The 23829-nt window shown below is 58.5% G+C and carries 15 protein-coding genes and 2 pseudogenes; 14 read left to right on the top strand and 3 right to left on the bottom strand.

The features are described from left to right. Positions 1-1342 precede the first annotated feature (1342 nt). The 6 genes from CK219_RS23495 to CK219_RS23470 all read left to right on the top strand — a co-directional run bounded on the left by CK219_RS23495 (position 1343) and on the right by CK219_RS23470 (position 7251). Positions 1343-1672 carry a hypothetical protein gene (locus CK219_RS23495; protein WP_081714433.1) on the top strand — a complete coding sequence of 110 codons (330 nt, stop codon included), beginning with the start codon at positions 1343-1345 and terminating at the stop codon, positions 1670-1672. A 71-nt stretch (positions 1673-1743) separates the two neighbouring features. Beyond that, positions 1744-1986 (top strand): nodulation protein NopA, encoded by a 243-nt coding sequence (locus CK219_RS32315; protein WP_224570034.1) that lies wholly within the window; start codon positions 1744-1746, stop codon positions 1984-1986. A 117-nt stretch (positions 1987-2103) separates the two neighbouring features. Beyond that, a complete protein-coding gene (locus tag CK219_RS23485; RefSeq protein ID WP_024505382.1) occupies positions 2104-2994 on the top strand; it encodes a hypothetical protein in 891 nt (296 codons plus the stop codon). A gap of 232 nt (positions 2995-3226) precedes the next feature. Next, on the top strand, positions 3227-5290 hold the full coding sequence (sctV, locus tag CK219_RS23480) for a type III secretion system export apparatus subunit SctV (protein WP_063169272.1): 2064 nt from the start codon (positions 3227-3229) through the stop codon (positions 5288-5290). Between the two features lie 53 nt (positions 5291-5343). Then, positions 5344-5886: a tetratricopeptide repeat protein gene (locus CK219_RS23475; RefSeq protein WP_082826568.1), complete on the top strand. Its 543-nt coding sequence runs from the start codon at positions 5344-5346 to the stop codon at positions 5884-5886. A gap of 894 nt (positions 5887-6780) precedes the next feature. Continuing rightward, a complete protein-coding gene (locus tag CK219_RS23470; protein WP_024505385.1) occupies positions 6781-7251 on the top strand; it encodes a MucR family transcriptional regulator in 471 nt (156 codons plus the stop codon). A gap of 228 nt (positions 7252-7479) precedes the next feature. On the opposite strand, the gene CK219_RS23465 is transcribed toward CK219_RS23470, so the two are convergent. Further along, on the bottom strand, positions 7480-7692 hold the full coding sequence (locus CK219_RS23465) for a cold-shock protein (RefSeq protein ID WP_008874821.1): 213 nt from the start codon (positions 7690-7692) through the stop codon (positions 7480-7482). A 1543-nt stretch (positions 7693-9235) separates the two neighbouring features. Beyond that, a complete protein-coding gene (locus CK219_RS23455) occupies positions 9236-10357 on the bottom strand; it encodes a DUF418 domain-containing protein (protein WP_063169274.1) in 1122 nt (373 codons plus the stop codon). A 751-nt stretch (positions 10358-11108) separates the two neighbouring features. Here CK219_RS23455 and CK219_RS23450 point away from each other — a divergent pair. The 7 genes and pseudogenes from CK219_RS23450 to CK219_RS23415 all read left to right on the top strand — a co-directional run bounded on the left by CK219_RS23450 (position 11109) and on the right by CK219_RS23415 (position 21269). Further along, positions 11109-11567: a response regulator transcription factor gene (locus CK219_RS23450; protein WP_224570033.1), complete on the top strand. Its 459-nt coding sequence runs from the start codon at positions 11109-11111 to the stop codon at positions 11565-11567. Positions 11568-11811: 244 nt separating this feature from the next. Next, positions 11812-12244, top strand: a pseudogene (locus tag CK219_RS23445) (helix-turn-helix domain-containing protein); the annotation flags it as partial. Between the two features lie 619 nt (positions 12245-12863). Next, a complete protein-coding gene (locus tag CK219_RS23440) occupies positions 12864-13523 on the top strand; it encodes a response regulator transcription factor (RefSeq protein WP_024505389.1) in 660 nt (219 codons plus the stop codon). After that, positions 13520-14848 (top strand): HAMP domain-containing sensor histidine kinase, encoded by a 1329-nt coding sequence (locus CK219_RS23435; RefSeq protein ID WP_063169275.1) that lies wholly within the window; start codon positions 13520-13522, stop codon positions 14846-14848. The genes CK219_RS23440 and CK219_RS23435 overlap by 4 nt, the downstream gene beginning before the upstream one ends. Positions 14849-16798: 1950 nt before the next feature. After that, positions 16799-18103, top strand: a pseudogene (locus CK219_RS23425) (pitrilysin family protein); the annotation flags it as partial. A gap of 9 nt (positions 18104-18112) precedes the next feature. Further along, positions 18113-19378, top strand: coding sequence for a pitrilysin family protein (locus tag CK219_RS23420; RefSeq protein WP_128311092.1), 1266 nt, complete (start codon positions 18113-18115; stop codon positions 19376-19378). Positions 19379-19793: 415 nt separating this feature from the next. Beyond that, entirely contained in the window at positions 19794-21269 is a 1476-nt protein-coding gene (locus tag CK219_RS23415; protein WP_095769043.1) for an NAD-dependent succinate-semialdehyde dehydrogenase, read from the top strand. Between the two features lie 784 nt (positions 21270-22053). On the opposite strand, the gene CK219_RS23410 is transcribed toward CK219_RS23415, so the two are convergent. Next, entirely contained in the window at positions 22054-22569 is a 516-nt protein-coding gene (locus tag CK219_RS23410) for a DUF2285 domain-containing protein (RefSeq protein ID WP_224570032.1), read from the bottom strand. A 793-nt stretch (positions 22570-23362) separates the two neighbouring features. On the opposite strand from CK219_RS23410, the gene CK219_RS23405 reads away from it, so the two are divergent. Continuing rightward, a complete protein-coding gene (locus CK219_RS23405) occupies positions 23363-23818 on the top strand; it encodes a transposase (RefSeq protein WP_256748481.1) in 456 nt (151 codons plus the stop codon). Positions 23819-23829 lie beyond the last annotated feature (11 nt).

The raw sequence follows: 23829 nt of genomic DNA, 5'->3' as shown, positions 1-23829 counted from the left end.
AGAACCGCGCCGCCTTGCGGCTGCGCCACGTGGCGCTACGGTTCCGCGTGGTGGCGCAGCGGCTCCACGTGGCGGTGTGTTCAGGATTTGATCTTCGCCAATCGAGGCGCCTGGCAGACTTTCGCGGGCATCGCCTGGACCGCGCGCAACTGGAAGGGAGGAGGGCCTCCTATCGGCGTCCCCAGAGCGCATCTGCTCCACAACGGAATCGAATGACTGTCCACCTTCTCCCGCAGCAAGACTTGATTGCGAAAGGGAACTGCTCGCCCGCCCCGCGCGGCTGGCTCCAGTTTCAGCCTGCGATTTCCGTGGTCGGCCAATGCCCTTCATATTGCGTCTCCGTAGTAGGCGAGAATGTGCTGCTATTGTGCTGGCGGCTGACGAGACCAGCGGCATCTTTCGGTTAACGTCACGGTCAGCCAGACCCGCGACGGCGTAATGTTCCCGCCAAAGTGCTTCTCAGTAGCAGGCCAAGATTGGCCCGAGCTCACAGGACTTTCGCAACGTTGCCATCGATGTCCTGAGATTATCAGCGCTTCAGTCCGCCGATTTCCAGGAACAGCGAATGAAATCAGACCAACTCGGCTAGCTCCCCTTCCTAGACACGTGCCTGACGATTTTATTGATGCGTCACTCCTCTCGTTCGCCACCGACAAAGTCACACATTTGCTTCAGAGAAGCGTGTGCGTTGCGTATCACGCGGACCATTTCGATCTATAGTTACAAAAAGTGTCGAGACGGGACCTTTGGATCCGAAGGTCAGGCACGGCCGGCCTAGATAGACCGCTTGGCTGACGATTAGCTGACGATGGGAGTTCTCACGAACAGGGCAAGAAAATCCGACCGCTTCAAGCTTTCGATATGGTGAGAAGAGGATCCGCACCGGCCTCCCAAAGCCGGCAGACCATCCCATGTTCGTACGGTCGCCGACCTTCTCGAAGCCAATGAGCTCACCGCGCCGGGCCGTGATGTGCAGGCGAGAGAATGGTGATGCAAAGACCGAGTTCCTGCTCGTTGCGTGCGCCCGTGGAGCCAGCAAGAATACGGTCATTGCGGTCATGCAGCACGTGGACCGTGTCTCCTGTTCGACACCACAGCATCGAGGATGCAAACGAGCTGCTGCGGCTGCCATTCGGTCGCGGCATGCGTGGACGGCGGGATTGGCCGAACAGCCGAGATCGTGGTCGACTGTTCGATGCGAGAGCAACATCCTGCAGAGCATACGTTTTTGCGCTGGCCGGTTTTTGTCAAAAGCCGTCAGGTTCTCGAAAGCTCCCGCCCTTAGCTTGATCGAGGCTAACCTTTAACACGTCGCCGCCAATGGCAAATGCCGGAGTACCTGATGATAGCAGCAATTGGGAGTGGAGTTGGCAACCTCGGGACTTCCTTGATCCGAAAGGGCCATGGGGATTCGAAATCCGAGCATTCTGGTGATGGCAAGCCGGCTGATGGCAATGATGGCAAGCCAGCTGGTGGGAATGATGGCAAGGCAGCTGGCGGGAACGATCGGGCGGATAACCGGACCGTTTCAAATGATCAACTTCAAGACAACTCACAGTCTGCAGCACAAAGTGAAGCCTTCCAAAGTATCCTGCGATCGTTCGCGTTCCAATTCGCGAACGATGCGATGGCTGAGGCCGATGAAGCTTTGGATGACACAGAAGATGCCTGACGCGGGAAATCCGGCGTGAGGTCATACAGGCCGTTATTGACGGCACAACTCCAACAGAAAAAGGAATGATCATGGCTGCAGTTGATAATAATAAAAAATCAGGCAATACCAATACCAGTAGCGCCGGCAATACCGATAAAACTAACAGTGGCACTCCCGGCAATACAAGCGGAGCTGATGCTACTGCTTTTCAGGCGCAAGTGCAGGAACTAACCAATGTTAGCTTGGAGGCGACGAAAAGGAGTGTCCAGTTGCGCACTCTAACGACCAATCTCCAGACCATCAAGAAGGCCGCCGACGAACGCGTTTCGTAATGTCGGAAGCGGGTTTTAGACTGCCCCCTAGCGCGTCTCCTTATTGACGCGACGTAGTCCCGAAATGAGCCGCATGGCAATTGCCATGCGGCTTCTATCCTGTTTGAGAGATGCTCTGTGGATGACGCCGTTTCCCTCCGTTTCGAAGTGCGTTCGGGGCACTATTGCGGTCTGACCGGCAAGACGGATCTTCAAAAGTGTTTAATCGGCAGCGGCTTCGATGCCGATTTGGTCTTTGTCGAGCAGGGACTGGCACCGCATCACCTTCGTGTAACTCTTCTTGGCAAGTCGATCGAACTGGAGGCGCTTGCACCCGGACTCAGTATCGAGGGCAACCGGAATATCGCCGCAGGCCAGTCCGTTGTTGTGCCCCTTCCTGTCGTCCTGCTCGTAGGCGAGATGTCCATTGCTTTGTCCGTGCAGGATGCAGAGCCGCCTGGTTCGACCGGCATACCGCGCCTACCGATCGGTGTGCTCGCCATGGTCATAATCAGCTCACTCGGGATCGGCGCGCTTTCAGGCACGATCTCCTATCTTGGCAATGCAAGTGGATCGAGCCCCAATTCACTTCGGGCTGAAGTCGCGTCCAGAACGATCAGTCACCGCGCTGACAATGAACTTACGGAGGCAGCGGCCCAAGAGCTGCAGGAGGAAGTCGATCGAGCGGGTCTTCTCGACGTCAAGATTGGGTCGGCAAAGGGTGTTGTGACCGCCGAAGGCACCGTCACGTCTGAATCGGTCATCAGTTGGCAGAAGCTTCAGCAATCGTTCGATCGTCGCACCAAGGGTACTCTAACACTGGTGAACGGAGTGCTCATCAAAGAGGAGAAGGCGCCATCCGCAATCGCGGTCGAAGCTGTGTGGCATGGGGTCCAACCATATATTGTCATCGACAGCGAGAAGTATTTTGTCGGCGCCATTTTGGCTGATGGATGGGTGGTCGAACGTATTGAGGACAGCCGTGTGCTGCTGAGCAGGAATGGCCGCATTGCTGCTCTCCAATATTGAAAGCTCGCAGGCCCCATCAAGCAGCACTCTATGGCCAGCCAAACATCCTGTCGCGCTCGGTGCTGACAAGCTGGCTGCGTTGGAAACATTTGCTGCCCAGCCATTTCGCGCCTGCTTGTGGCTCTCATGCAGGGTCACGCGCTGGCCAAGGCTGAGGCGCCTTCGGAGTTCGAAAGCCACGTTTCATGGCGTAACAGCAGAGTAAGTCTCAACCGATTGCAAAGGTGTCTCGATGGCCAACGTCCTGCGTGACTTCATCAAGCGTGCGCCGGCCAGCCCGGATTTAATGGTTGCGTTGATGCTGCTTCTGGCTGTCGCGATGATGGTCATGCCTATCCCGGTCGTGGTGGTCGACGCCCTGATAGGATTCAATATGGGGTTGGCCATACTGCTGATGATGGTTGCCCTGTATGTCAGTACTCCACTTGATTTTTCCTCTTTGCCCGGCGTTATTTTGATTTCCACTGTATTCCGTCTCGCGCTCACGGTCGCAACGACGCGACTGATCCTGGCCGAGGGGGAGGCCGGCAGCATTATTCATACTTTTGGCGATTTCGTCATTTCAGGCAATATCGTGGTGGGTTTCGTCATATTTCTGGTCGTCACCATGGTGCAATTCATGGTCCTCGCGAAGGGTGCCGAACGGGTGGCAGAAGTGGCGGCGCGTTTCACGCTGGATGCTCTGCCGGGCAAGCAAATGGCGGTCGACGCAGAGCTACGCAACGGCCACATCGATGCCAACGAATCCCGCCGGCGGCGCGCCGAATTGGAGAAGGAAAGCCAACTCTATGGCGCGATGGACGGCGCGATGAAATTTGTGAAGGGCGATTCCATCGCCGGGCTGGTGGTTATCTGCATCAACATGCTGGGTGGAATTTCGATCGGCCTGCTCTCCAAGGGCATGTCCTTCGGCGAGGTACTGCATCACTACACTCTGCTGACGATAGGCGATGCATTGATATCGCAGATTCCGGCCCTTCTGCTCTCCATTACTGCGGCGACCATCGTCACCCGTGTGACTGGGACGGCGAGGATCAACCTCGGTACAGAAATGGTCAGTCAGCTCACGGCCAGCACTCGAGCCTTGCGACTGGCGGCCGGCGTCCTGGTTGTAATGGGGTTCGTTCCTGGGTTTCCCCTCCCCGTCTTTCTGATGCTGGCCGCAGTGTTCGCTGCGGTAAGCATTGTCAAGGCTGATGTGCTGGGCGCCGGCACTGCCGATGCGAAAGGTGGAACTGCAGCGGAGCCTAAGCAAGCCGCGCCTGCGAAGGAATTCCCGATCGCATTTTTTCTAGCGCCAGATCTTATGCAGGCGGTCGATCAAGCCGAATTGCAAAAACATATTGGGCGCGTTTCGCTCCTGGTCACAGCCGATCTGGGCATTATCGTTCCTCGCATCCCTGTCTTGGTTGACGAGCAGCTGCCTGAATCGCAATTCCGAATTGATGTCGAGGGCGTGCCAGTCGAACAGGACGCCTTAGATCCAAACCAGATGGCGCTCCGAGCCGATGTAGCGCACGTCGACTCGAGCGGTGTCCCCCTTAGACGTGAGCCGAAAACGGACAGACTCCCGGTTGAACATACCCCTGCAAAGGCCCTTACGGGCGCCGGCACGGAGCATAGGGCTCCCGGCGAACTCCTCGCCTTGCGCGTCCATGCAGCGTTGACCCGCTACGCACCGCGATTGGTGGGCATCCAAGAGACCCGACATTTCCTGGGCCGAATGGAGCAGGAATATTCTGAGCTTGTGAAAGAGGTGCTACGCACGACGCCGATTCCTCGGATTGCCGATGTTCTGCGCCGCCTCCTGGAGGAAGGTATCCCAATCCGCCACACCCGTCTCGTGTTGGAGGCATTGGCCGAATGGAGCGAGCGTGAGCAGAACGTTGCCCTGCTGACGGAATATGTCCGTTCTGGTTTGAAGCGACAGATCTGCCACCGCCATGCCAACACGGAGGGCATCGTGTCCGCCCTGGTCGTCGAGCGCGAGAGCGAGGATGTGATGCGTGGCGCGGTTCGAGATTCGGATGCAGGCCCCTATCTCGCACTGGAGGATCGGCAAAGCGAAGCGATGCTATCACAGATACGTCAGGTCCTTTCGAACGCAGAACCGGGTCAAACCCGCCCTATTCTGTTGACGTCGATGGATGTCCGACGTTTCGTCCGCGGCTTTCTGACGCGAAACGGGGTTGATCTCGCCGTGCTGTCTTATCAAGACCTCGCCTCCGACTTTACAATTCGCCCCGCAGGATCCGTCACACTCCCGCACGGATCGAACAGCGGATTGTTAGAGTAGTCCCACCTTTCCTAACTGAACGCCACGCGCCTCCCCGATAACTGAGAGATAACATGAATAGTAATACAGTTTCTCCATCGCCTATGTTTCTGCGCCGGAACTCACTTCTTTTTGCCGTACTCGCCATTCTGCCTTTGGGCGGTTGCGCCAGCTGGCAAAAGCCGGCTCTTTCCGTGCAGGAGACATCTTCCCCCGAGTTGCTCAGCGCCGATCAAATCGATCCGGCTATGCGCGAACGCATTTTGCGCGAAGTTGGTCAGGATGTTCAAGAGCGGGCTTTGCGGGATGAGGTGAAGCAGCACCCGGACAATGTTGATGCGGCGATACGACTTACAAATGCCTTGGTGGGCCAGAAGCGCCCGCACGAAGCGGTTGAGGTGCTCGACAGCGTCTTGGTTGCAGCCCCAGGAAACGTACGTGCATTGAATGCGAAGGGCGTGATTTTGGACATTGAGGGGCGGCATGACGCGGCACAGGCCCTGTATCGGCGAGCTCTCGAAAACGAGCCAGGCAATCAGATGGTGCAGCATAACTTCAATCTGTCGCTTGCCTTTAACGGCAAGTCCGAACAACCAAGGTTAGCACGATCGCAATAGGTGGGCACAGTGCATGCGCAGCCTGTTCCCCGGCTCGAACACGCGCTCGGCTCCCATCATAGATGGCCCCCTGAAGAGAGCCATATCTATGCAAAACAGTTGCTCCAGATCTGGCCGGCAGAGATCGGCAGGAGAGCCGGATGACATCACGCGGCCACCCGCAAGGCCACCCGCCTCGCTTCGTTGCCAGAGCGCCCTCTCCCTCGCCGGTCACCGTCTCGCAATGCGGCGACCTGGCTTAAGGCGGTCGACCGAGCGCCCGATGCAGTAGCCATGAATACGTAACGCAGCGATGGACCCGCCGGATCGTGTCGCGCTTGTGCTGGCCGTCCCTGCCATTACAGCACGGTGATTGTAGCTGGATCATATTCTAGAGGCATCGATGGTGTGGATGCCTTCGATCCAAACAATCGATTTGTTGAATTCGTCCGCCTGAGGAAATTAGCTGCGGCGATCCGACTTCCGACGCCTGCAGGCGCAAAACCAACAGCGTGAGCGCTGCGGGTCCGGAGGCAGGCTGCAAAGTGCAATCACCAGCGCTGATAAGCGGCAAGTGAAGAATGTATCGCTCGGGCAACTCCTGTGTTGTGCACGGTTGCCCCGCGAGGTGAACTGTAGCAGCTTGGCAGCTCAGCGTTCACGAAAGGAGAAAAGATTTGGGGCCAAGCAAAGACCGGCTTTTTTGATTGTCTTGCTGTATCGCTATGGTGGGGCGGGCGCGACCGCTCCCATAATTCAATACGCTGCCTTTAGCGATGGACGATGACGGGATGCGTCGCCGAGACTTCAATGGTGGAGGAGCAGCGCACCCGTCGATCCATTTGCTTTCAGCGGCAACCGCCACTATGAAGCGACACTTCGCCCAACTGTGTTTCAAGCTGCCCGGAGAAGTTTATGACAGAAGAACCCCACAAGACCGACATCCTCATCGAGCTCACTGCCGATGTTGTATCAGCCTACGTCTCCAACAACCCCGTCCCGGCGGGGGAGCTTCCTGCCCTGATCGCCCAAGTGCACGGGGCTCTAAACGGCACGGCTGGACTCATACCGGCAGAAGAGCCTGTGCCTGTAAAAAAACCTGCTGTCCCGATCAAAAAGTCGATCGAACCGGACTACATCATTAGCCTTGAAGACGGCAAGAAATTCAAATCGCTAAAGCGCCATCTGGCGACGCACTATGGTCTGACCCCAGACGAATATCGCGCCAAATGGGGTCTGCCGTCGGATTATCCCATGGTGGCGCCGAATTACGCCGCTGCGCGCTCCGCCTTGGCCAAGACCATGGGACTCGGCCGCAAACCGAAAGAGCCGGAAGCCCCAGCCACGGCGCCGGCGAAACGGACCCGCAAGAAGGTCGCAGCCTAAATCCGTATCAACAGTCGTTCGGACGCGCAGCAGCCGTTGGCCCAATCTGCGCGGAATCAAAGGGCGGGGATGAGCCCCGCCTTTCCCGTCCAAGAGCCTCATTTCCAGAGTAATTCATGATGGCTCCAGCAATCCCTGCCGCGGCATTAACTTGCATGCTCCGGCCCGGGTTTCGAGCCGTCAATGCGTTCCGGCGATGACGAACCTTGCCAAGGCTTTCCCGGACCGTTAGCCAGCCTTGCTGAGGCTGCCTGCAGAGGACTTTCCCGTGCGGCGATCCTGTTCCACCTCGTAGTTGATCTTCTGGCCCTCATTAAGGGTCGACAGGCCCGCTCGTTCAACAGCGGAAATGTGGACAAAGACATCCTGACCGCCGTTGTCAGGCTGAATAAAACCAAAACCCTTCGTGCTGTTGAACCACTTCACCGTTCCAGTCGCCATATCCATTCCTTTGTAATAAGTCGCAACTTAGGCAGGCCATTCACGCCAGCCTGATTTGTACACGAGACTTTAGGCGCATCAAAATCGGAAAATTGCAAGGCCCACTCGATCGCCTGATCTCCAGCAGCAACTGCAACATATGCGAGGCGCGTGCCAGACGAGGCGTATGCCAGACGTTTCGTCGTGCGCTGTCGCTCGAACGTTGACAGAAACAATGACACACCTTGCAAACTCGGCACATCTTGTGGACGTGCTCGGGTCGCTTCTCGACTGCGATACCCGCTCCTGACCGGGTATCGTCGGCCAAAATGAGAGTTTTTGTCATGTGCCGCCAGACCGAAAGATCAGGCGCGCAGCGACCTGCACATTCAAACCGGAACCCGCGAACCTCGATTAGCTTCTGCCTGCTCCGAAGGGCGGTAGCCTGCTCTGAGGCGGGCCACTGTCGGGTTGAAAACCAACTGTCGGGTTCGGAACCCCAGATTGTCGGCAAGGTACGCGCCGCCCACTGGTTGGCCAAAGGGGCACTGGCTCCTGATCCTGCCGCCATGCTCGCCCGATCTCAACCCGATCAAGACAGGTCTGCTCAAAACTCAAGGCGCGGCTGCGGAAGAAGGCGGCCAAAACTTTCGACGCTCTCTGCGGAACTCTCGGCGATATCTGCCAGCTGTAGGAGCCAAATCAAAAACCATTAATTGCGACAGGTGATTTTATGACATTCATTGCGAAGAGGCCAGAATGAACAGCGGAAGAGAGTAGCAGCTCTCTGGTCGCGGCGAGGTGGATCGTCGACACGATCGGCACCTGGCCCGTGCGGGGATCGCACCGCAGCCAGCACCAGAGCCAGACCTTGACCGCTTGCCTTGCTCAGGCGCCACAACAACGAGTGGCTGGAAGCAGATCCACGTGAACTCAGCGATATCGATCAGACGATGCTTACCCTCATGAAAGCCGATCCCGACGCTGTCCAGCGCCGCGAAATCCTGACCAGCATATGGCGCATCGGATGCCACCGCCTGCACACTCACCATCGACATGCCGGAACTCGGAACCAAAGGCCGCAAGCCTCGCCGGCCTCGGCAAAATGGAGCGGCCGCGCCTTCATCCGGGGCGGCCGGGCCAATGTTCGCCAGGCCCTCTACATGCCCGGCCCTTCGCCCTGCGCTTCAACCCCGACCTCAAGGCAAAATACCAGGCGCTAAAGGCGGCAGGCAAACCCGCAAAGGTCATCATCTTGTTGCGAAAGCTCCTCATCCTAGCAAACGCTCTCCTCAAGGCGCAGCGAAAATGGCCCCTAAAACCCTTGACCGAAACGGATACCTTAGCCTTTCAGGTGAGGCGGGCCGAGATAGACCAACCGCGGGTTTAACTTCGCGAGTTTAAGCTGATTATGCCGATGCAACTCTAGCGCCTGCGCGACCGTTTTAGCTTCCATCAACAAGGCGGCAGGCTGGGAGGAAGTACCCTCCCCTGCCGCGAACAAGCTTTGGACAAAGCCCCACCTTGTCCGTAATGTGATCGGGAGGCCGGGGCGCGGCGGTGCTCAGCGGATGTGACGCGCGAGATCTGCGACCCTACCCATCAGCACTTCCATCGGTCCTCGCTGGAAGATGCGCAGCCAAAGCACCGCAAAAGTGCTGATAACCACAACGAAGCCAAAGAGCGTGGACAGGCTCTCGTCTTTGAAAATGTTTATCTTCATAAGATAGGCTATTCCCGCAATGTGCAGCACATAGGCCGTCAAAGACATCGAGCCGACTGCGATTATTGGCCAGACCAGCTTTCGCAGACGCGGGAGCGCATCCACAGCGAGCATGCAAGCCGCCAAGATGATCATTGCGCAACCGGTGCTGCCCACGATCGAAAGCGTCGTTTCGCTATGAGGTGCGGCTATCCATGACGACTTGACTATAAATGACGACTTGGAAGGCTCAAAAGCGCCGTCAACGTCAGACCACCACAAGGAGGTTTCAGTCAAAGCGCGGGAACTCAGCGCGAGCAAGGATCCCCCATGGCCCAACACGGCCAGCGCGACCCCCGCCAGACCAAGGCGCCAATGCGCTGCTAGCGTATTAAGATTAAGGCGCGCGATGGCCATGCCAGCGATGAGGAAAGGAACCCAGGTCACCGCGGGATAGTAGCCGTTGACCATGAGGTTGAAGACCGGGTCGAGGAGGTTGGGGGCAACCGACAGAAGGGAGGAACGGACTTGCGGGAGAACTAATGCCGTAGCGGCAGCGATCAAGCCCAGCTGATATGCGCTGAGCCGATGGAGCGGCAATACCAACAAGAAGCAAATTCCGTAGTATTCTAGGATGACTTCGACCTGGGTACCGAGGCAGCCCAGGATTGAGCCAAGCGCGAGCAAAACAAGGGCACGAATTGCGACTCTGGCGATGGCCTGTCTACCGGCTATCCCCGACTTCGGCGCCTTGCGACCTGTAATCAGGAGGATTGAAAAACCGGCCAATACGGCAAACAGGGCCGACGGCCGCCCATGGGTTAGTTCCATCAGAAACCCGACTAGTCCTCCTTCGCCGGGGTCGGGACCGAGATGGGCGGCATACATCCCGAAGACAGCCAGGCCCCGAGCGAGGTCGATGCCGACCAGCCGATCTACTACCGACCCATTCCTAGCGTCGGCAACCGGTGCCTTCATTACCATGGTAGATTCCCTTGTTGGGTGTGTGGATCGCGGGAGCCGCGATAGGAGAGCCGGTCGGCTGCTGCCGTCGCCTCGTGAAAGGGTTCAAAACATCGCGCCATCTGGCGCATCGAGCCGGCGACAGAGCTGTTCAGCCATTAGCCTGGGGTAAGAACAACAGATCGGCTCACAAAGCCTGTGTCACGGACCTGAAAAGTGGTGTCGCGGAACCGTCGTTTTTTGCATGATGGCTAAGCCGAGAGATCCACTGCACCGACGAGAGACTCAGCGACGTTAGATATCCGATCAGTACGCCGCGGCTCCGCCGGTGACGATCACCCCGGGTGTCAAGGCCAGGGCGTAAACCTGCCATAATCTGTGGTAGTGCGCCCGCGACCAATCCGTTCGACAAAGCTCGGCGCATGGTCGAGCCAATCATATTCTTCCATGTGGCTGTTGCCTGAAAAACCGAAGACGCCGTTCGCTGGTCCAGCTCCAGACCTCGGCCTGCGTCGGTCATTAGAACCGGCGCGCCTGTTTCCCAAATCAATTTGCTGATGCAGCCGCCGGGGGTCACATTGAGCAAAAGTGCCGAGTTCAGGACGGGTTTCATAGGGGCTCTTCGTTTGGCTTTGTTAACGACCCCTTTCTTGCAAGTTGTAGCTGACAGCAGCCTGAAAGCTCCCCAAATAATTCGCTGCCGCCGGTTCAGCCTATTGTCAGCTTCGACCAATAAGATGGGAGCCTTGCCCTCATACCGGAGCTCGGCAGCATGATGCGAATACTGCTCACTGAAGACGATAAGGACCTTGGAAGTGCTATGCACGATCATTTGGTGGCTGGTGGCCACGCGGTCGACTGGGCCAAGAACCTGTCCGAAGCGCGCGATTATGCAGCTGTGGTCGGCTACGACCTTATTTTGCTCGACGTTCACCTGCCGGACGGCAATGGGATCGACTATCTGCGGGAGCTGATCAAGGAACTTGAATCGGCACCGGTCATCATTCTGACAGCCTGCGATCGGATTTCGCATCGCATCGAGGGCTTCAACGCTGGAGCCGACGACTATTTGGTCAAGCCGTTCGATCTGGGGGAACTCTCAGCGCGTATCCATGCAGTGGCACGTCGCCATGGGCATTTTCCGGAGCCGCAATTTTCGGTTGGGACGCTTTCCATACAGGCAGCCGAGCGACGCCTCTTCCGCGACGGGCAGGAGGTCTACCTGACTTGACGCGGATGGGCGGTGCTCGACTACCGTCTGCCCCAGCCCTGCACGGTCGTTTCAAAAGGGAAGATCGTGGACGCGCTTTTCGGCAGACGGCGCTGATTCATACTCTAAAAGAAAATTCGGCTTCCAGTTGCCTTGGCCATGACTTTCCTTCCCGAGAGATGGGTGACAGTTCATTCCGGATAGATGGGTTACACTTTCGGCCCTTTGCAAGGAGAGCAAGGTGCCTTGGAAGGAGTGTAACGTCATGGAAGAGCGGCTGAAGTTCGTCGCCCGGCTGCTGGACGCGAGAAGATGGCGGTGCTTTGCCGGGAGTTCGATATCTCGCGCAAGACCGGCTACAAGATCCTCACGCGCTACAACGACAGCGGCCTGGAGGGCTGACGGACCGATCGCGGCGGCCCTATCGCCACGCCAATCAGCTTCCGTTTCAAATCGAGAAGCTGATTGTGCGCCTCAAGCAAGACAAGCCGACATGGGGTGCGCCGAAGATACGCGAGCGGCTGGCCCGGCTGTATCCGGATGTGCACCGGCCCGCGATCTCGGCCGTGCATGCCGTGCTCGACCGCCACGGCATGGTCGAGCGCCGCAAGCGCAGGCGCAACAGGGCGACGGGGACACCACTTTCAAACGGCTGTCGCCCTAACGATCTTTGGTGTGCCGACTACAAGGGCGAGTTCGGCAGAGAACACGGCCGGGACAGGGGATCACAAACACTTGACCGTTCCAGACCCTGGCAGTGGCGCATCGATTGACCGTTGGCTCTGTTCGTGGGCACCGAAAATAGGGCCTTCTTGGTCCTCGGCAGAGAATATGGCCCGGACGGGGGATAACAAACACTTGACCGTTCCAGACTCTGGCAGTGGCGCATCGATTGACCGTCGACTCTGTTCGCGAGCGCCGAAAATACGGACGACCCCTATGGTCAAAGTGCACTTCTGACCTGCTAGGCACTGTTCGATAACTGGAGGCACCCGCTACGGTGCCCTCGTATTTAAGACACCTGTCAGTTTCAAGCCTGGACATTGACGCGTGGCGCGGCTGCCATTCGTTGACCGCCACGTCGAATTGCCCGCCAACCAGTGTACAGCCGCCGGTGGTCACATTGAGCAAAAGTGCCGAGATCAGGAGGGGTTTCATAAGGCCTCTTCGTTTGGCTTTGTTAACGACCCCTTTCTTGCAATTGTAGCTGACAGCAGCCTGAAAGCCCCCAGATATTCGCTGGCGCCGGTTCAGCCTACTGTCAGCTTCGATCAATAAGGCAGGAGCCTTGCCCTCATACCGGAGCTCGGCAGCCTGATGCGAATACTGCTCATTGAAGACGACGACGACCTTAGAAGTGCTGTGCACGATCATTTGGTGGCTGGTGGCCACGCGGTCGACTGGGCCGAGGGCCTGTCCGGAGCGCGCGGTCATGCAGCTGTGGCCGGCTACGACGTTATTTTGCTCGACGTTCACCTGCCGGACGGCAATGGCATCGACTATCTGCGGGAGCTGATCAAGGGGCTTGATACAACGCCGGTCATCATTCTGACAGCCCGCGATCGGATTTCGCATCGCATCGAGGGGCTCAACGCTGGCGCCGACGACTATTTGGTCAAGCCGTTCGATCTGGGGGAACTCTCGGCACGCATCCGTGCAGTGGCACGTCGCCAAGGGCATTTTCCGGAGCCGCAATTTTCGGTTGGGACGCTTTCCATACAGGCAGCCGAGCGACGCCTCTTCCGCGACGGGCAGGAGGTCCACCTGTCTGGACGCGAATGGGCGGTGCTCGACTGCCTTCTACGCCGGCCCGGTTCGGTCGTTTCAAAGGGGAGGATCGAGCACGCGCTTTATTCATTCAATTCGGAGTTCGAGAGCAACACAGTGGAGGTTTATGTCAGCCGGCTCCGCAAGAAGATCGGCGGGGATAGAATAGCAACCGTGCGTGGCTCCGGATACAGGCTCGTGGTCACATGACGAACTCGAACAGCATGACGAGAAAGCTGATATCGTGGTTAGGCGGGGCAACGCTCCTGGTTTGGATCGCCGCCCCAACCATTGCTGCGTTCATTTTTTGCAATAATGTAAACGAAAGTTCGGATGACTTGCTCCAGGGGAGCGCAGAGTACAGAGAACCAGAGCTGATCAAGGTCTTGAATGGAAAACACGTTGATCAATACAATAACCACTTGCCAACTTATGAAAAGTACTGGACCTATCGTGAGCAGGTTATTAATAAGTACGGGGTAGTGCTTATTTCTGAACCGGAAGAGGGTCAGCAGCCCTTCCCTGATGCTCCCCTGAGTAACGGCTTTTGGCGAAACGCTGATTACCGCGTCTACACAGAGGAGATCCAAGACGGCGTGTATCATCAGTTGGCCGAACCGCTTGATGGCCGCCGTACCACAATCGCGAAGGGCGCACTTTTTGTCTTCCTTCCGACACTCGTGCTCCTGCCCTTTAGCTTAGCTGTTTGGTGGATCGTGATCCGGCGCTCGCTGCGGCCAATCGAGGTACTGCGACAGCAGATCGGATCGCGCGACGGCGGCAATCTGTCACCAATGGACTTGGGCGATTTCCCGGCAGAGTTGGCTCCAATCGCGGCATCCGTCAATCGGCTTCTCGATCGTCTGCGGGCGGCTCTCGAGGCCGAACGCGAGTTCGCCGCAAACAGTGCGCATGAACTGCGCACGCCGATCGCAGGTTCAATCGCTCAGATGCAGAGATTAGTGGCCGAGCTTCCCAATGGGTCGGCCAAAATGCGTGCGCGCGGCATCGAGCAAGCGCTGTCGAGCCTTGGCCGCCTTGTCGAAAAAGTGCTTCAGCTCGCTCAAGCCGAATCGGGGGTTGGCATGGCGGATCACGCGATCGATCTTGTCCGATCGGTTCGGCTGGAAATCGATGACCTGAGGAAAAAGCCGCAATATGCCGGACGCCTGCATCTTAACGTCGACGGCTGCCCCACTTTGATGCGCAAAGTGGATGTCGATGCGTTTGGGATCCTCCTTCGTAACCTGATCGAGAATGCGCTGATACATGGACTGCCCACTGTTCCGACAACAGTTTCCGTCCAAACTGATGGAACCATCGCTATTGCAAACGCCGGACCGGTGGTGCCCCTCCCCGACCTCGAAGGGCTTACAAAGCGATTTAGTCGTGGTGCTACTCCTGCTGCGGGCTCAGGCCTTGGTCTACATATCGCTAACATGGTTATCCAGCGGATCGGTGGCAGTCTAGAGCTTGCGTCGCCCGCCCGCGGTCGCAATGATGGTTTCGAGGCGATCATACGAATTCCTCAATGACACCGGTGAATTCGACGACAGTTGGACACAGGGCGGATTGCTGGCAAGGCTGCTGACAGGGCGAACTGTACGGCAGTATGTATACGGCGTAGAAATCGTACTTCACACAACGCATTTCGGCCGCGGCAATCAATGCCGCTATCATCGTCTGAGCAGTTCGATCGAAGCGACACGACATGATCGGCAAAATCGAAGGCTCCGCCTCACCGCTCGCTCGATTTCGCCCGGGGAGAAAAAAGGCCATCCGAGAAAGTGCAAGCCGCCGCGCAAAGGCGACGTGTCCAATTGTCTGGGTGCCCCTGTGCGCCGGCCCGATCGGGTTGGCGCAGGTCCAGTAAGGACCCGGACCAACCATTCCATTTAGACGACCGGCAGGTTTTAATCGGCGTCCGGATCGCCGTCCCAAAATGCCCCAAGTATACGGCTAGAAAGGCTGCCAACGATCGAGCTTTGGTCGGAGGCGTGCTTGTCAGCGTCTTGGGTGCTTGACCGGCCTTTGCAATGGCCATCGCCATCGCAAGTATCGTGCGTGGCCAGTGAGACCGCAATTTCATCAGCCTGGAGCCGACCGTATCGGTGCTTTTTTATGATTTAGGGATTTTTCGTTTTCCTCTTGGATCATCACGGGTTTGGAGAGGATCTGGTGTTAAGTGCCATTCGGAGCGCCGGCGAACGGCCCGAAATTAATGTGGTCGAGTGATGAAGCCTCCCGAATGCGTTAAACGAGACCCTTTATGGCGGCCCTGGCTGACAACAGTCTGAAAGCTGCAAGCGGCATGCGAAAATGGGGCGATCCTGAATGACGACAGATGCTATCAACATGAAAGAGGCTCGCCCTGAAAGCTGAGCACGCTTTATGCTCAGGCTGCTGACAAGGCCAAAGCAGCGTAAGTGCGTAGTGAAATCCAAGGTCCACATGGGTCGTCGCGCGTCCCATGCGCCTGGGAAGGCGCCGGCCCGGCCAAGCTTTCCCAGCTCGTCCGCATGATGCTTCGCTGAGCGTCAATGGACGTTGGCGCGAGACCAAGGCGTCGTGCGTTGCAATCCGGACGGTCCAGGGTATCAGGAGTTTCACGGCCTCGGCCCGCTTGGCTGGCCACAGTTGAAGCTCCAACGTACCGGCTGGCACCGGGAAATTGGGCTCTGCGCTGCCTCAACGCTGATGGCACGGTCAATGCTTGCCTACCGATGGGGCCGCCCATGCCGTGATGCTGTCGGTCGACGTTCGCAAACCAGACCCTCGCGAGACCCAGCGAAGGGGCTCGCCGGTACGACGAGGGACCTTACCTCTTTATGCGCGGCATCATTATCGAGGATGACATGTTGCCTTACACGTCGTCCCTCGCGCTCGGGTCTTTGTGGGGCGGATGAAGTCCTGATCGCGGTGGCACTGCTGCATGTTTGCGTAAGACCCATCCAGTCACGATCGCGCTGTCCTTCGATGTCGCGGTGCTGATAGGCGGGCAGATCGGTGTGCGCGGCGCCCGCCAAAGGATCGTCGTCACGCCGGAGGAGGCGAGCGTCATAGCCGGCGCGCCGGCGAAAGGCGCTTTCTGTCGGATGCCCGACAATGTCGGATATCGCAAGTATCAAGGTTGGATCAAACCTTGCGAATCGGGGCTTTCTTACTTGGCACGGGGCATGCTCAGGTATCCGCAAACACCCAATGGATAACGAGCAGACTTCCCATGGCCTCACCATGCCGAAAGTTTCCCGGACGCATCCAAAGATGAGGCTCGCGTCAGGCCCAGCAACACGCTGACGGCTCATGTGGCTCGGCGTCGCGTGCCGATCCACTTTCTCCCAATAGGCGTTCGGGAGACATAGATCCTTCAAAATGAGGAACAGATCACTTTGCCAGGAACGCAGCCCATAACCCCACTCTCCCTACCAGAACTACCAAGCAAGCCCCGCACTCATGGGCTTCGCAGGACGTCCGTTGCGTCCGAGTTGGTCGGCGCGGGGCCGGCTCCGATCCCCGTCGCATGGGAGGACGGCAAGGCGAGGGATTTCGTGCTCGACAACGGCATGGAGGTGGTCGTCATTCCCAACCACCGGGCGCCGATCGTCACCCACATGGTGTGGTACAAGATCGGCAGCGCCGACGAGCCGCCGGGCAAATCCGGCATCGCCCATTTCTTCGAGCATCTGATGTTCAAGGCGACGACCAACCATGCGGGCGGCGAATTCGACCGCGCAGTGTTCGAGATCGGCGGCTCCAACAACGCCTTCACCTCCTCCGACTACACCGCCTTCTATCAGACAGTGGCGCCGTCGGCGCTCGAGCTGATGATGAGCTTCGAGGCCGACCGAATGCGAAACCTCATCCTGACCGACGATGTCGTCAAGACCGAGCGCGATGTGGTCATCGAGGAGCGCCGCTCAAGCACCGACACCAACCCGCAGGACGTTCTCCATGAGGAGATCGACGCGACGCTGTGGCAGAACCACCCCTATCGCATCCCGATCATCGGCTGGATGCAGGAGATCGAGCAGCTGAACCGCGTCGACGCCACCGTCTTCTATGAAAAGTACTACTGGCCCAACAACTCCGTGCTGATCGTGGCCGGCGATGTCGAACCGGACACGGTGCGGGCGCTGGCCGAAAAGACCTATGGCAAGGTGGCGCGCGGACCTGACCTGCCGCCGCGCATCCGGCCGGTTGAGCCCGAGCAGAACACCAGGCGCACCGTCACGCTCTCAGACGCCCGCGTCAGCGTGCCCAGTTTTTCGACGCAGTGGGTGGTGCCGTCCTACCACACCGCCAAGCCGGGCGAGGCCGAAGCGCTCGACCTGCTGGCCGAAATTCTCGGCGGCGGTAACCGCGGCCGGCTCTACCAGGCGCTCGCTGTCCAGCAAGGTATCGCTTCCAGCGCCCGCGTCTATTTCCAGGGCACTATGCTCGACGACACCAAGTTCGCCATCTATGGCGCACCGCGCGGCGATGCCAAGCTGGCTGATCTCGAAGCGGCGGCCGCTGCCGAAGTTGCCCGCATTGCCGAGGATGGTGTCAGCAACGAGGAACTAGGCAAGGCCAAGGACCACTATTTGCTCAATATGATCTTTGCGGAAGACAACCTGGACTGGCTCGCCAGCATCTACGGCTCGACGCTGGCCACCGGCGGTACCGTGAAGGATGTCGAGGAACGGCCGAATCGCATCCGCAAGGTTACCCCCGAGCAAATCAAAGCAGTTGCCGCCCGCTATCTCGCGTTCGACCGTTCGACCACGGGCTATCTCTTGCCCAAGACGGAGAATCAAGAGATGACGCTCGGCGCTCGGCCCCATGCTGCGATGAACATCCAGGAGGTGAAGTCCGAAAAGGGCATCATCGCCTGGCTGGTGGAGGACCACACAGTGGAAATCGTCAACATCGGCTTTGCCTTCAAGGGCGGCACCAAGCAGGACCCGGTCGGGAAGGAGGGGATGGCCAAACTGATGGCCGGCCTGTTCATCGAAGGCGCTGGCCATTACGACAGCGGTGCCTTCCAGGTGAAGCTCGACCATGCCGGCGCCGAAATGAGTTTGGACGCGCAAAGCGACGACATCTACGGATCGATGTGCATGCTTTCCAAAAAGCAGGACGCGGCGTTCGGCCTGCTTCGGCTCGCGCTGAACGCGCCGCGCTTCGAGCAGGGGCCGATCGATCGCGTCCGCGCCGAGATTGTCTCCCGCATCGTCGGCAGCGAGCGAGACCCTAACGCCATCGCTCAGCGCAAATGGCTGCGCGCGATCTATGGCGCGCATCCTTGTTCAAGGCTGGGAGAAGGCACAAAAGAGAGCCTGCCCGGCATCACGCCGTCCGACCTCCGCGCCTTCCACCAGGCCATTTTCGCTCGCGACGGGCTCCATATTGCCGTGGTGGGTGACATTGACGCGAACACGTTGAGGGAAAGGCTTGACCAGCTGTTTGGTGATTTGCCTGAGCAACAAACCCTCGTCCCCGTCTACGATGTCGCGCCGAAACTCGGTCAACTGGTGGAGGAGAACTACGACCTGCCGCAGACTTCGCTGACGTTGGCCTGGCCTGGCGTGAAGCCTAGCGCGCCGGATTTCTACGCGGCCGTGCTGCTGAACGACATCCTTGGCGGCTCATACTTGACTTCCCGCCTTTACGAGGAGGTACGTCAAAAACGCGGCCTTGCCTATCACGTCAGCTCTGAACTAACCCTTGACTCGCTTCTGGTTACGACAGAGACACGCTCGGACTGCGCTGCCCAAACACTGAGCATCGTGCGAGATGTGGTAAAGCAGATGGCGCAGCAAGGACCGACCGGGGCCGAGCTCAAGGCGTCGAAGAAGCACCTGATCGGCGCCTATGCCATCGACCAACTGGGCTCGACCCGCTCGATTGCAGACCGGCTCCTGGATTTGCAGATTCACAAGGCCGACGTCGACTACAACCAGCGTCGCGCCCGCAGCATCGGTCGGGTGACGCTCAAACAGGTCAAGGCGGCGGCCAAAAAGCTGCTTTCGGCCGAGCCCGCCATTTTGGTGGTCGGCCCGCCGCTGGGCGGCAAGGATGAGTAAAGAAACTCATCTCACCTTCCTTCTTCATCGGGGCTTCTCGTGGGAAGAGCGAATGTGGAGGCCCGTGGGCCAAGCAGATCATGCAGACGCGCGGAGTCGTTTTCGCCGACCTTGCGCGGCATTGGCGGTCCGGCGGCCTCTCGCCGAAATGGCGCTCCTCAGCATGTATGCCGCCTTTTTGCAGAATTCAGTCGCATGCCACCAGCAGGCATGGTGGATGAAGCAAACATCCGACTGCTTAATCCATCAATTGATGAACCGCGGGCACTCAAACTAACGAAACTGCTGTCTTTTCATCGGGCTAGCGTGGTCTACCAGCTGCTTTGCCGAGGCCCTACGACGAACCCACTGGTGCAGAATACACACTGACGGCCTGTCGACCTGGATGTTCGCTGCGTTGAGGAGGAATCCGGTATTGCCCCTGTGCCTGCCGATGATCCGCCGTCTGAAATCCCCGCACCTGTTTGGAGCCATCGACCGCCTGCCGGCACTCGGCAGACCAGTTGGCAATAAGACGTTCGAGGTCGTCAATCCGTCGACCGGCGAAGTTTTGGCAGAGCTTCCCGATATGGGCGTGGAGGAGACACGTGCTGCGGTAGACAAGGCCTATGTTGCGCAGTCGGGATGGGCCGCGTTGACGGCCCGAGAACGTAGCGACGTTCTTTGGCGATGGCATCAGCTGATCATCGACCATGCAGGCGATCTCGCCGCGATTCTGACTGCGGAAATGGGCAAGCCGCTTGCCGAAGCCATTTCAGAGGTATCGCATGCGGCGGCGTATCTGCAATGGTATGCCGAGGAGGCCAATCGCGTCTATGGCGAGACGATCTCGGCACCCTCGACAGACCGCCGAATGCTAGTGATCAAGCAGCCCATCGGCGTTGTTGGCACGATCACGCCATGGAATTTCCCGGCCTCCATGGTGGCGCGCAAAATCTCGCCGGCCTTGGCTGCGGGCTGCACAATCGTGCTCAAGCCCGCTGAACAGACGCCGCTCGTGGCTGGCGCAATGTTCGCCCTCGCCCATCAGGCCGGCTTTCCCGATGGCGTGGTCAACCTGATCTATGCGTCCGAAGGTGATCGCGTGGGCCGTGAACTCTGCACCAATTCCAAGATTCGAAAGATCAGCTTCACCGGTTCGACCGAGGTCGGACGGCTGCTGATGCGTCAGTGCTCTGACCAGATCAAGAAGGTCAGCCTTGAACTCGGCGGCAATGCACCTTTCATCATCTTCGATGATGCCGACATTGACGGTGCTGTTGACGGTGCGGTCCAGGCGAAGTTCCGCAATGCCGGCCAGACCTGCGTTTCCGCGAACCGCATTTACGTCCAATCGAGCGTTCACGATGAGTTCGTCAAGAAATTCGTGGAAAGAATCCGGCACTTGTCGGTTGGCGACGGATTCGATGCCGGAGTGGACATCGGACCGCTCATCGACAAGCATGCTCTGGCCAAGATCGAGTCTCACGTCGCAGATGCCATTGCGAAAGGCGGCACAATACGATGCGGGGGCCAGCGTATCGGCAAGAATGGCACGTTTTTCGAACCCACGGTCCTCACCGAGATTTCCAGCGTCATGGCAGTCGCGCAAGAGGAGACATTCGGGCCGCTCGCGCCGATCATTCGCTTCAACGATGCGGATCAGGTCGTGCGCGAGGCCAATGACACGATATACGGCCTCGCCGCATACTTCTATGCCTCAAACCTGAAGCGGGTCTGGCGTGTGGCAGAGGCTCTGGAATATGGCATGGTTGGCATCAACACGGGACGCATGTCCTCGGAGGCGGCACCGTTTGGCGGGATCAAACAATCCGGCATCGGGCGGGAGGGTTCCCGTCATGGCCTCGAGGACTATCTGGAAATGAAATATCTTTGCATGGGCGGGATTTGAAACCTGCTGCACTGTCTCTCCGCCCCACCGGGGGGCGGCCTGCGGTCAATGCCGCCACCTAATTGGAAGTTCCAAACGCCGTTGACCTGAAACACGGATGCCCGGCAGGAGACTGAGCTCGCTGTCGGGCCGGACATGCCTTGGGAGGGCATAAGTCAGCGCTCCTAGGGCCGATGGGCCACTCAGTTCGTGCGCCTTTTGCCGATTGCGTTGCATGTGCCGTGCCAAGCCAAAAAGCATTGATAAACCGCCGATGGATCAGCTTTTGCCCTGTTGCGCATTCTACATTGTGGGATATGCGACAATGCCCAAGCGGTTGAATCGTCGTGTTGCAGAACCCCAGACGGGTCATGACTGCTATTCTTAGGACAGTGCGCAGCAAGCCGCTACTCGCTGCACTCCAGGCACACCATTTCCATAATCAAGCGGTGGGTGCTATGTTGACCGAGCTGTCGACCAGGGAACGGTGTGAGGCCTCAGATCCCTCCATATTGTTGCACCCGCCGGTCCAACAGGACTGCAGGTCCGGCCTCAAAGGATCTTGGCTGCTATGGCGACATTGCGGTGCACGCCGCTTTCCGACCAATGATGTGCGTCCAGGTCGAGGCCGGCCCTAATGAACCACCGCCTTGGCACCCTCGCCCATCTCATTTCGGCATCGACAAGCTAGACCAGAGCGCACTTGCAAGGCGCCATGCAGTCCTGTCGGCGGGCGAACTGTTGGTGACGGGTACAGCTGCGAGCGAACGTTCATCCACCGACGCACAGCGCGGACTGTCGCTTTTCAAATTAGGAAATCTCTGTAGCCACCATTCATGAGCGCGCGGCCACGCGAGACGGCCCGACGGATGCGGTCGCGCAGATGATCGCGAGGATCCGCCCAGTCGGCATGGACGCGCCGTTGACCGATGAGAACTTCGGCGAGCTCGCGATGAGGTGCTCCGGCGAGCGAACCGTCGAGCGCACGAAGAACGAAGGACAAACGAACGCCGCGCTTTTCCGGCGCAAACAAGCGGGGGGGCAACTGTTGCCCTAGACTGAGAGCATTGAGGCACTCCAGTCCCCTCAGTCGATGCTTTAAAAGCACCGCGGGCCAGATGGCTTGCGTATGCAGGCAAACAGGGTGGAGGATATTCGCGCCCGAGACGGCGAGCTGCAGCGCGTGGTCCGCATTGCGAAGAAGAACATGCTGGCTCTTGTCGGGCGCCAGCAGGACGATTGCACGACAGGGCAATGCCGAGAGTTCGAACGGCGGTGTCGGCGACGAGGCAGGCAACCGTTCCGCAATGACCGGCAGCACATGGACGCACCAGAGCGGACACCAGAATACGACCGAAGCGCGGCCACAAGACTCCGCGAAACAGAACACCCCAGCGTGACAGGTCGCCGGCCGACGCGACCATATCGAGAAAGGATTGGAGAGACCAAGTCTTGCAATGCTGGCGCGCAGCGGTCAGATCGCGCTGGAACGCTGGATTGCGGCGTAAGAACTCCCAAGCCCACTCCCGCAGCGTCAGGCCAGCGGTGTAGTCGTATGATCTTTCATCCCGCCAATCGGCCTGATCCGCGCCAGTCAGGAGATTCATGACTGACATCCCCTGCCCGCGCCTGCGTGCGTCGAAACATTATGCCACTTCGCAAAGCATCGGCGAAGGCAGCAGACGTCGAAGACCCCGTTTCGTTGAAGCGTCAGCCATCGCCACTGTCGGCGACAGAAGATGTGCCCAAATTGCCACCAGACCGTCGAACTGGCACAGCGACGGCCAGCGCGACCTGGAATTGATCCCGTAACGGTCATCGGCTCCTGCGTCGCGATCCAGACGTCCCTTGAAGGCGCAGTAGCGCGGCAGTGGATCGCACGCTGCTTGTCGGCAAGTTGTCGTAGCGGCGGCGCCATAGGCACGGTCATCGGAGGGTCTCCTGCGGCAAGCTTTCGCCATTGGAGGCCAATCTCCCCGCTAGGGCAGCCTGTGCAGTTGCACAGGTGAAGCGGATCAATCAGGGGGAGCCATGGCGGAAACTGGATGATGGCGGCTTGAGGAGAGCGGCGTATCGAGGCGGGTGATGAAGCCTGCCAGTACCTCTCAAGGAGAGTGATACGCCATGAACGAGACTATCAACACATTGTTCGCCTTCGTCAGCCCGACGAAATCGATGATACCCTGACGGATGTACTTCGCAGCGGCGCGCGCAAATTGCTTGCGCATGCGATCGAGATGGAGGCCGAGGCGTATGCCAAGGCGGTCGACTGCCTGACGAAAGATCATATTGCGTCGCTGGCGCTCTACGATTTCCCCGCCCAACACTGGGATCATCTGCGAACGTCCAATCCCATCGAAAGCGTCTTTGCAACCGTTCGCTATCGCACGGTGCGTACCAAGGGCTCGCTATCCTCGAAAACCGCCCAGCTGATGGTCTTCAAGCTGTTGGCCGCGGCCAGGAAGTGGCGACGATTGAAAGGACAAAATCAGTTGCCGAAACTCATCGCAGGTGCCAGGTTCCTGGACGGAATCCAGGTCATCGAAACGAAGCCGCAGAGCGCCGCTTGATCAGCCTCGTC

Origin of the sequence: Mesorhizobium sp. WSM4313, assembly GCF_002294725.1 — a bacterium.
Lineage (GTDB): Bacteria > Pseudomonadota > Alphaproteobacteria > Rhizobiales > Rhizobiaceae > Mesorhizobium.
Note: the sequence above shows the minus strand (reverse complement) of the source record. Positions and strands in the feature narration are given on the sequence as shown.

Excerpts from the sequence above, each read along its gene's own strand:
- CK219_RS23475 (WP_082826568.1), top strand. The coding sequence starts at position 5,344 with ATGAATAGTAATACAGTTTCTCCATCGCCTATGTTTCTGCGCCGGAAC.
- CK219_RS23465 (WP_008874821.1), bottom strand. The coding sequence starts at position 7,692 with ATGGCGACTGGAACGGTGAAGTGGTTCAACAGCACGAAGGGTTTTGGT.
- CK219_RS23455 (WP_063169274.1), bottom strand. The coding sequence starts at position 10,357 with ATGGTAATGAAGGCACCGGTTGCCGACGCTAGGAATGGGTCGGTAGTA.
- sctV (WP_063169272.1), top strand. The coding sequence starts at position 3,227 with ATGGCCAACGTCCTGCGTGACTTCATCAAGCGTGCGCCGGCCAGCCCG.
- CK219_RS23435 (WP_063169275.1), top strand. The coding sequence starts at position 13,520 with ATGACGAACTCGAACAGCATGACGAGAAAGCTGATATCGTGGTTAGGC.
- CK219_RS23420 (WP_128311092.1), top strand. The coding sequence starts at position 18,113 with ATGACGCTCGGCGCTCGGCCCCATGCTGCGATGAACATCCAGGAGGTG.
- CK219_RS23450 (WP_224570033.1), top strand. The coding sequence starts at position 11,109 with ATGATGCGAATACTGCTCACTGAAGACGATAAGGACCTTGGAAGTGCT.
- CK219_RS23470 (WP_024505385.1), top strand. The coding sequence starts at position 6,781 with ATGACAGAAGAACCCCACAAGACCGACATCCTCATCGAGCTCACTGCC.
- CK219_RS32315 (WP_224570034.1), top strand. The coding sequence starts at position 1,744 with ATGGCTGCAGTTGATAATAATAAAAAATCAGGCAATACCAATACCAGT.
- CK219_RS23440 (WP_024505389.1), top strand. The coding sequence starts at position 12,864 with ATGCGAATACTGCTCATTGAAGACGACGACGACCTTAGAAGTGCTGTG.
- CK219_RS23495 (WP_081714433.1), top strand. The coding sequence starts at position 1,343 with ATGATAGCAGCAATTGGGAGTGGAGTTGGCAACCTCGGGACTTCCTTG.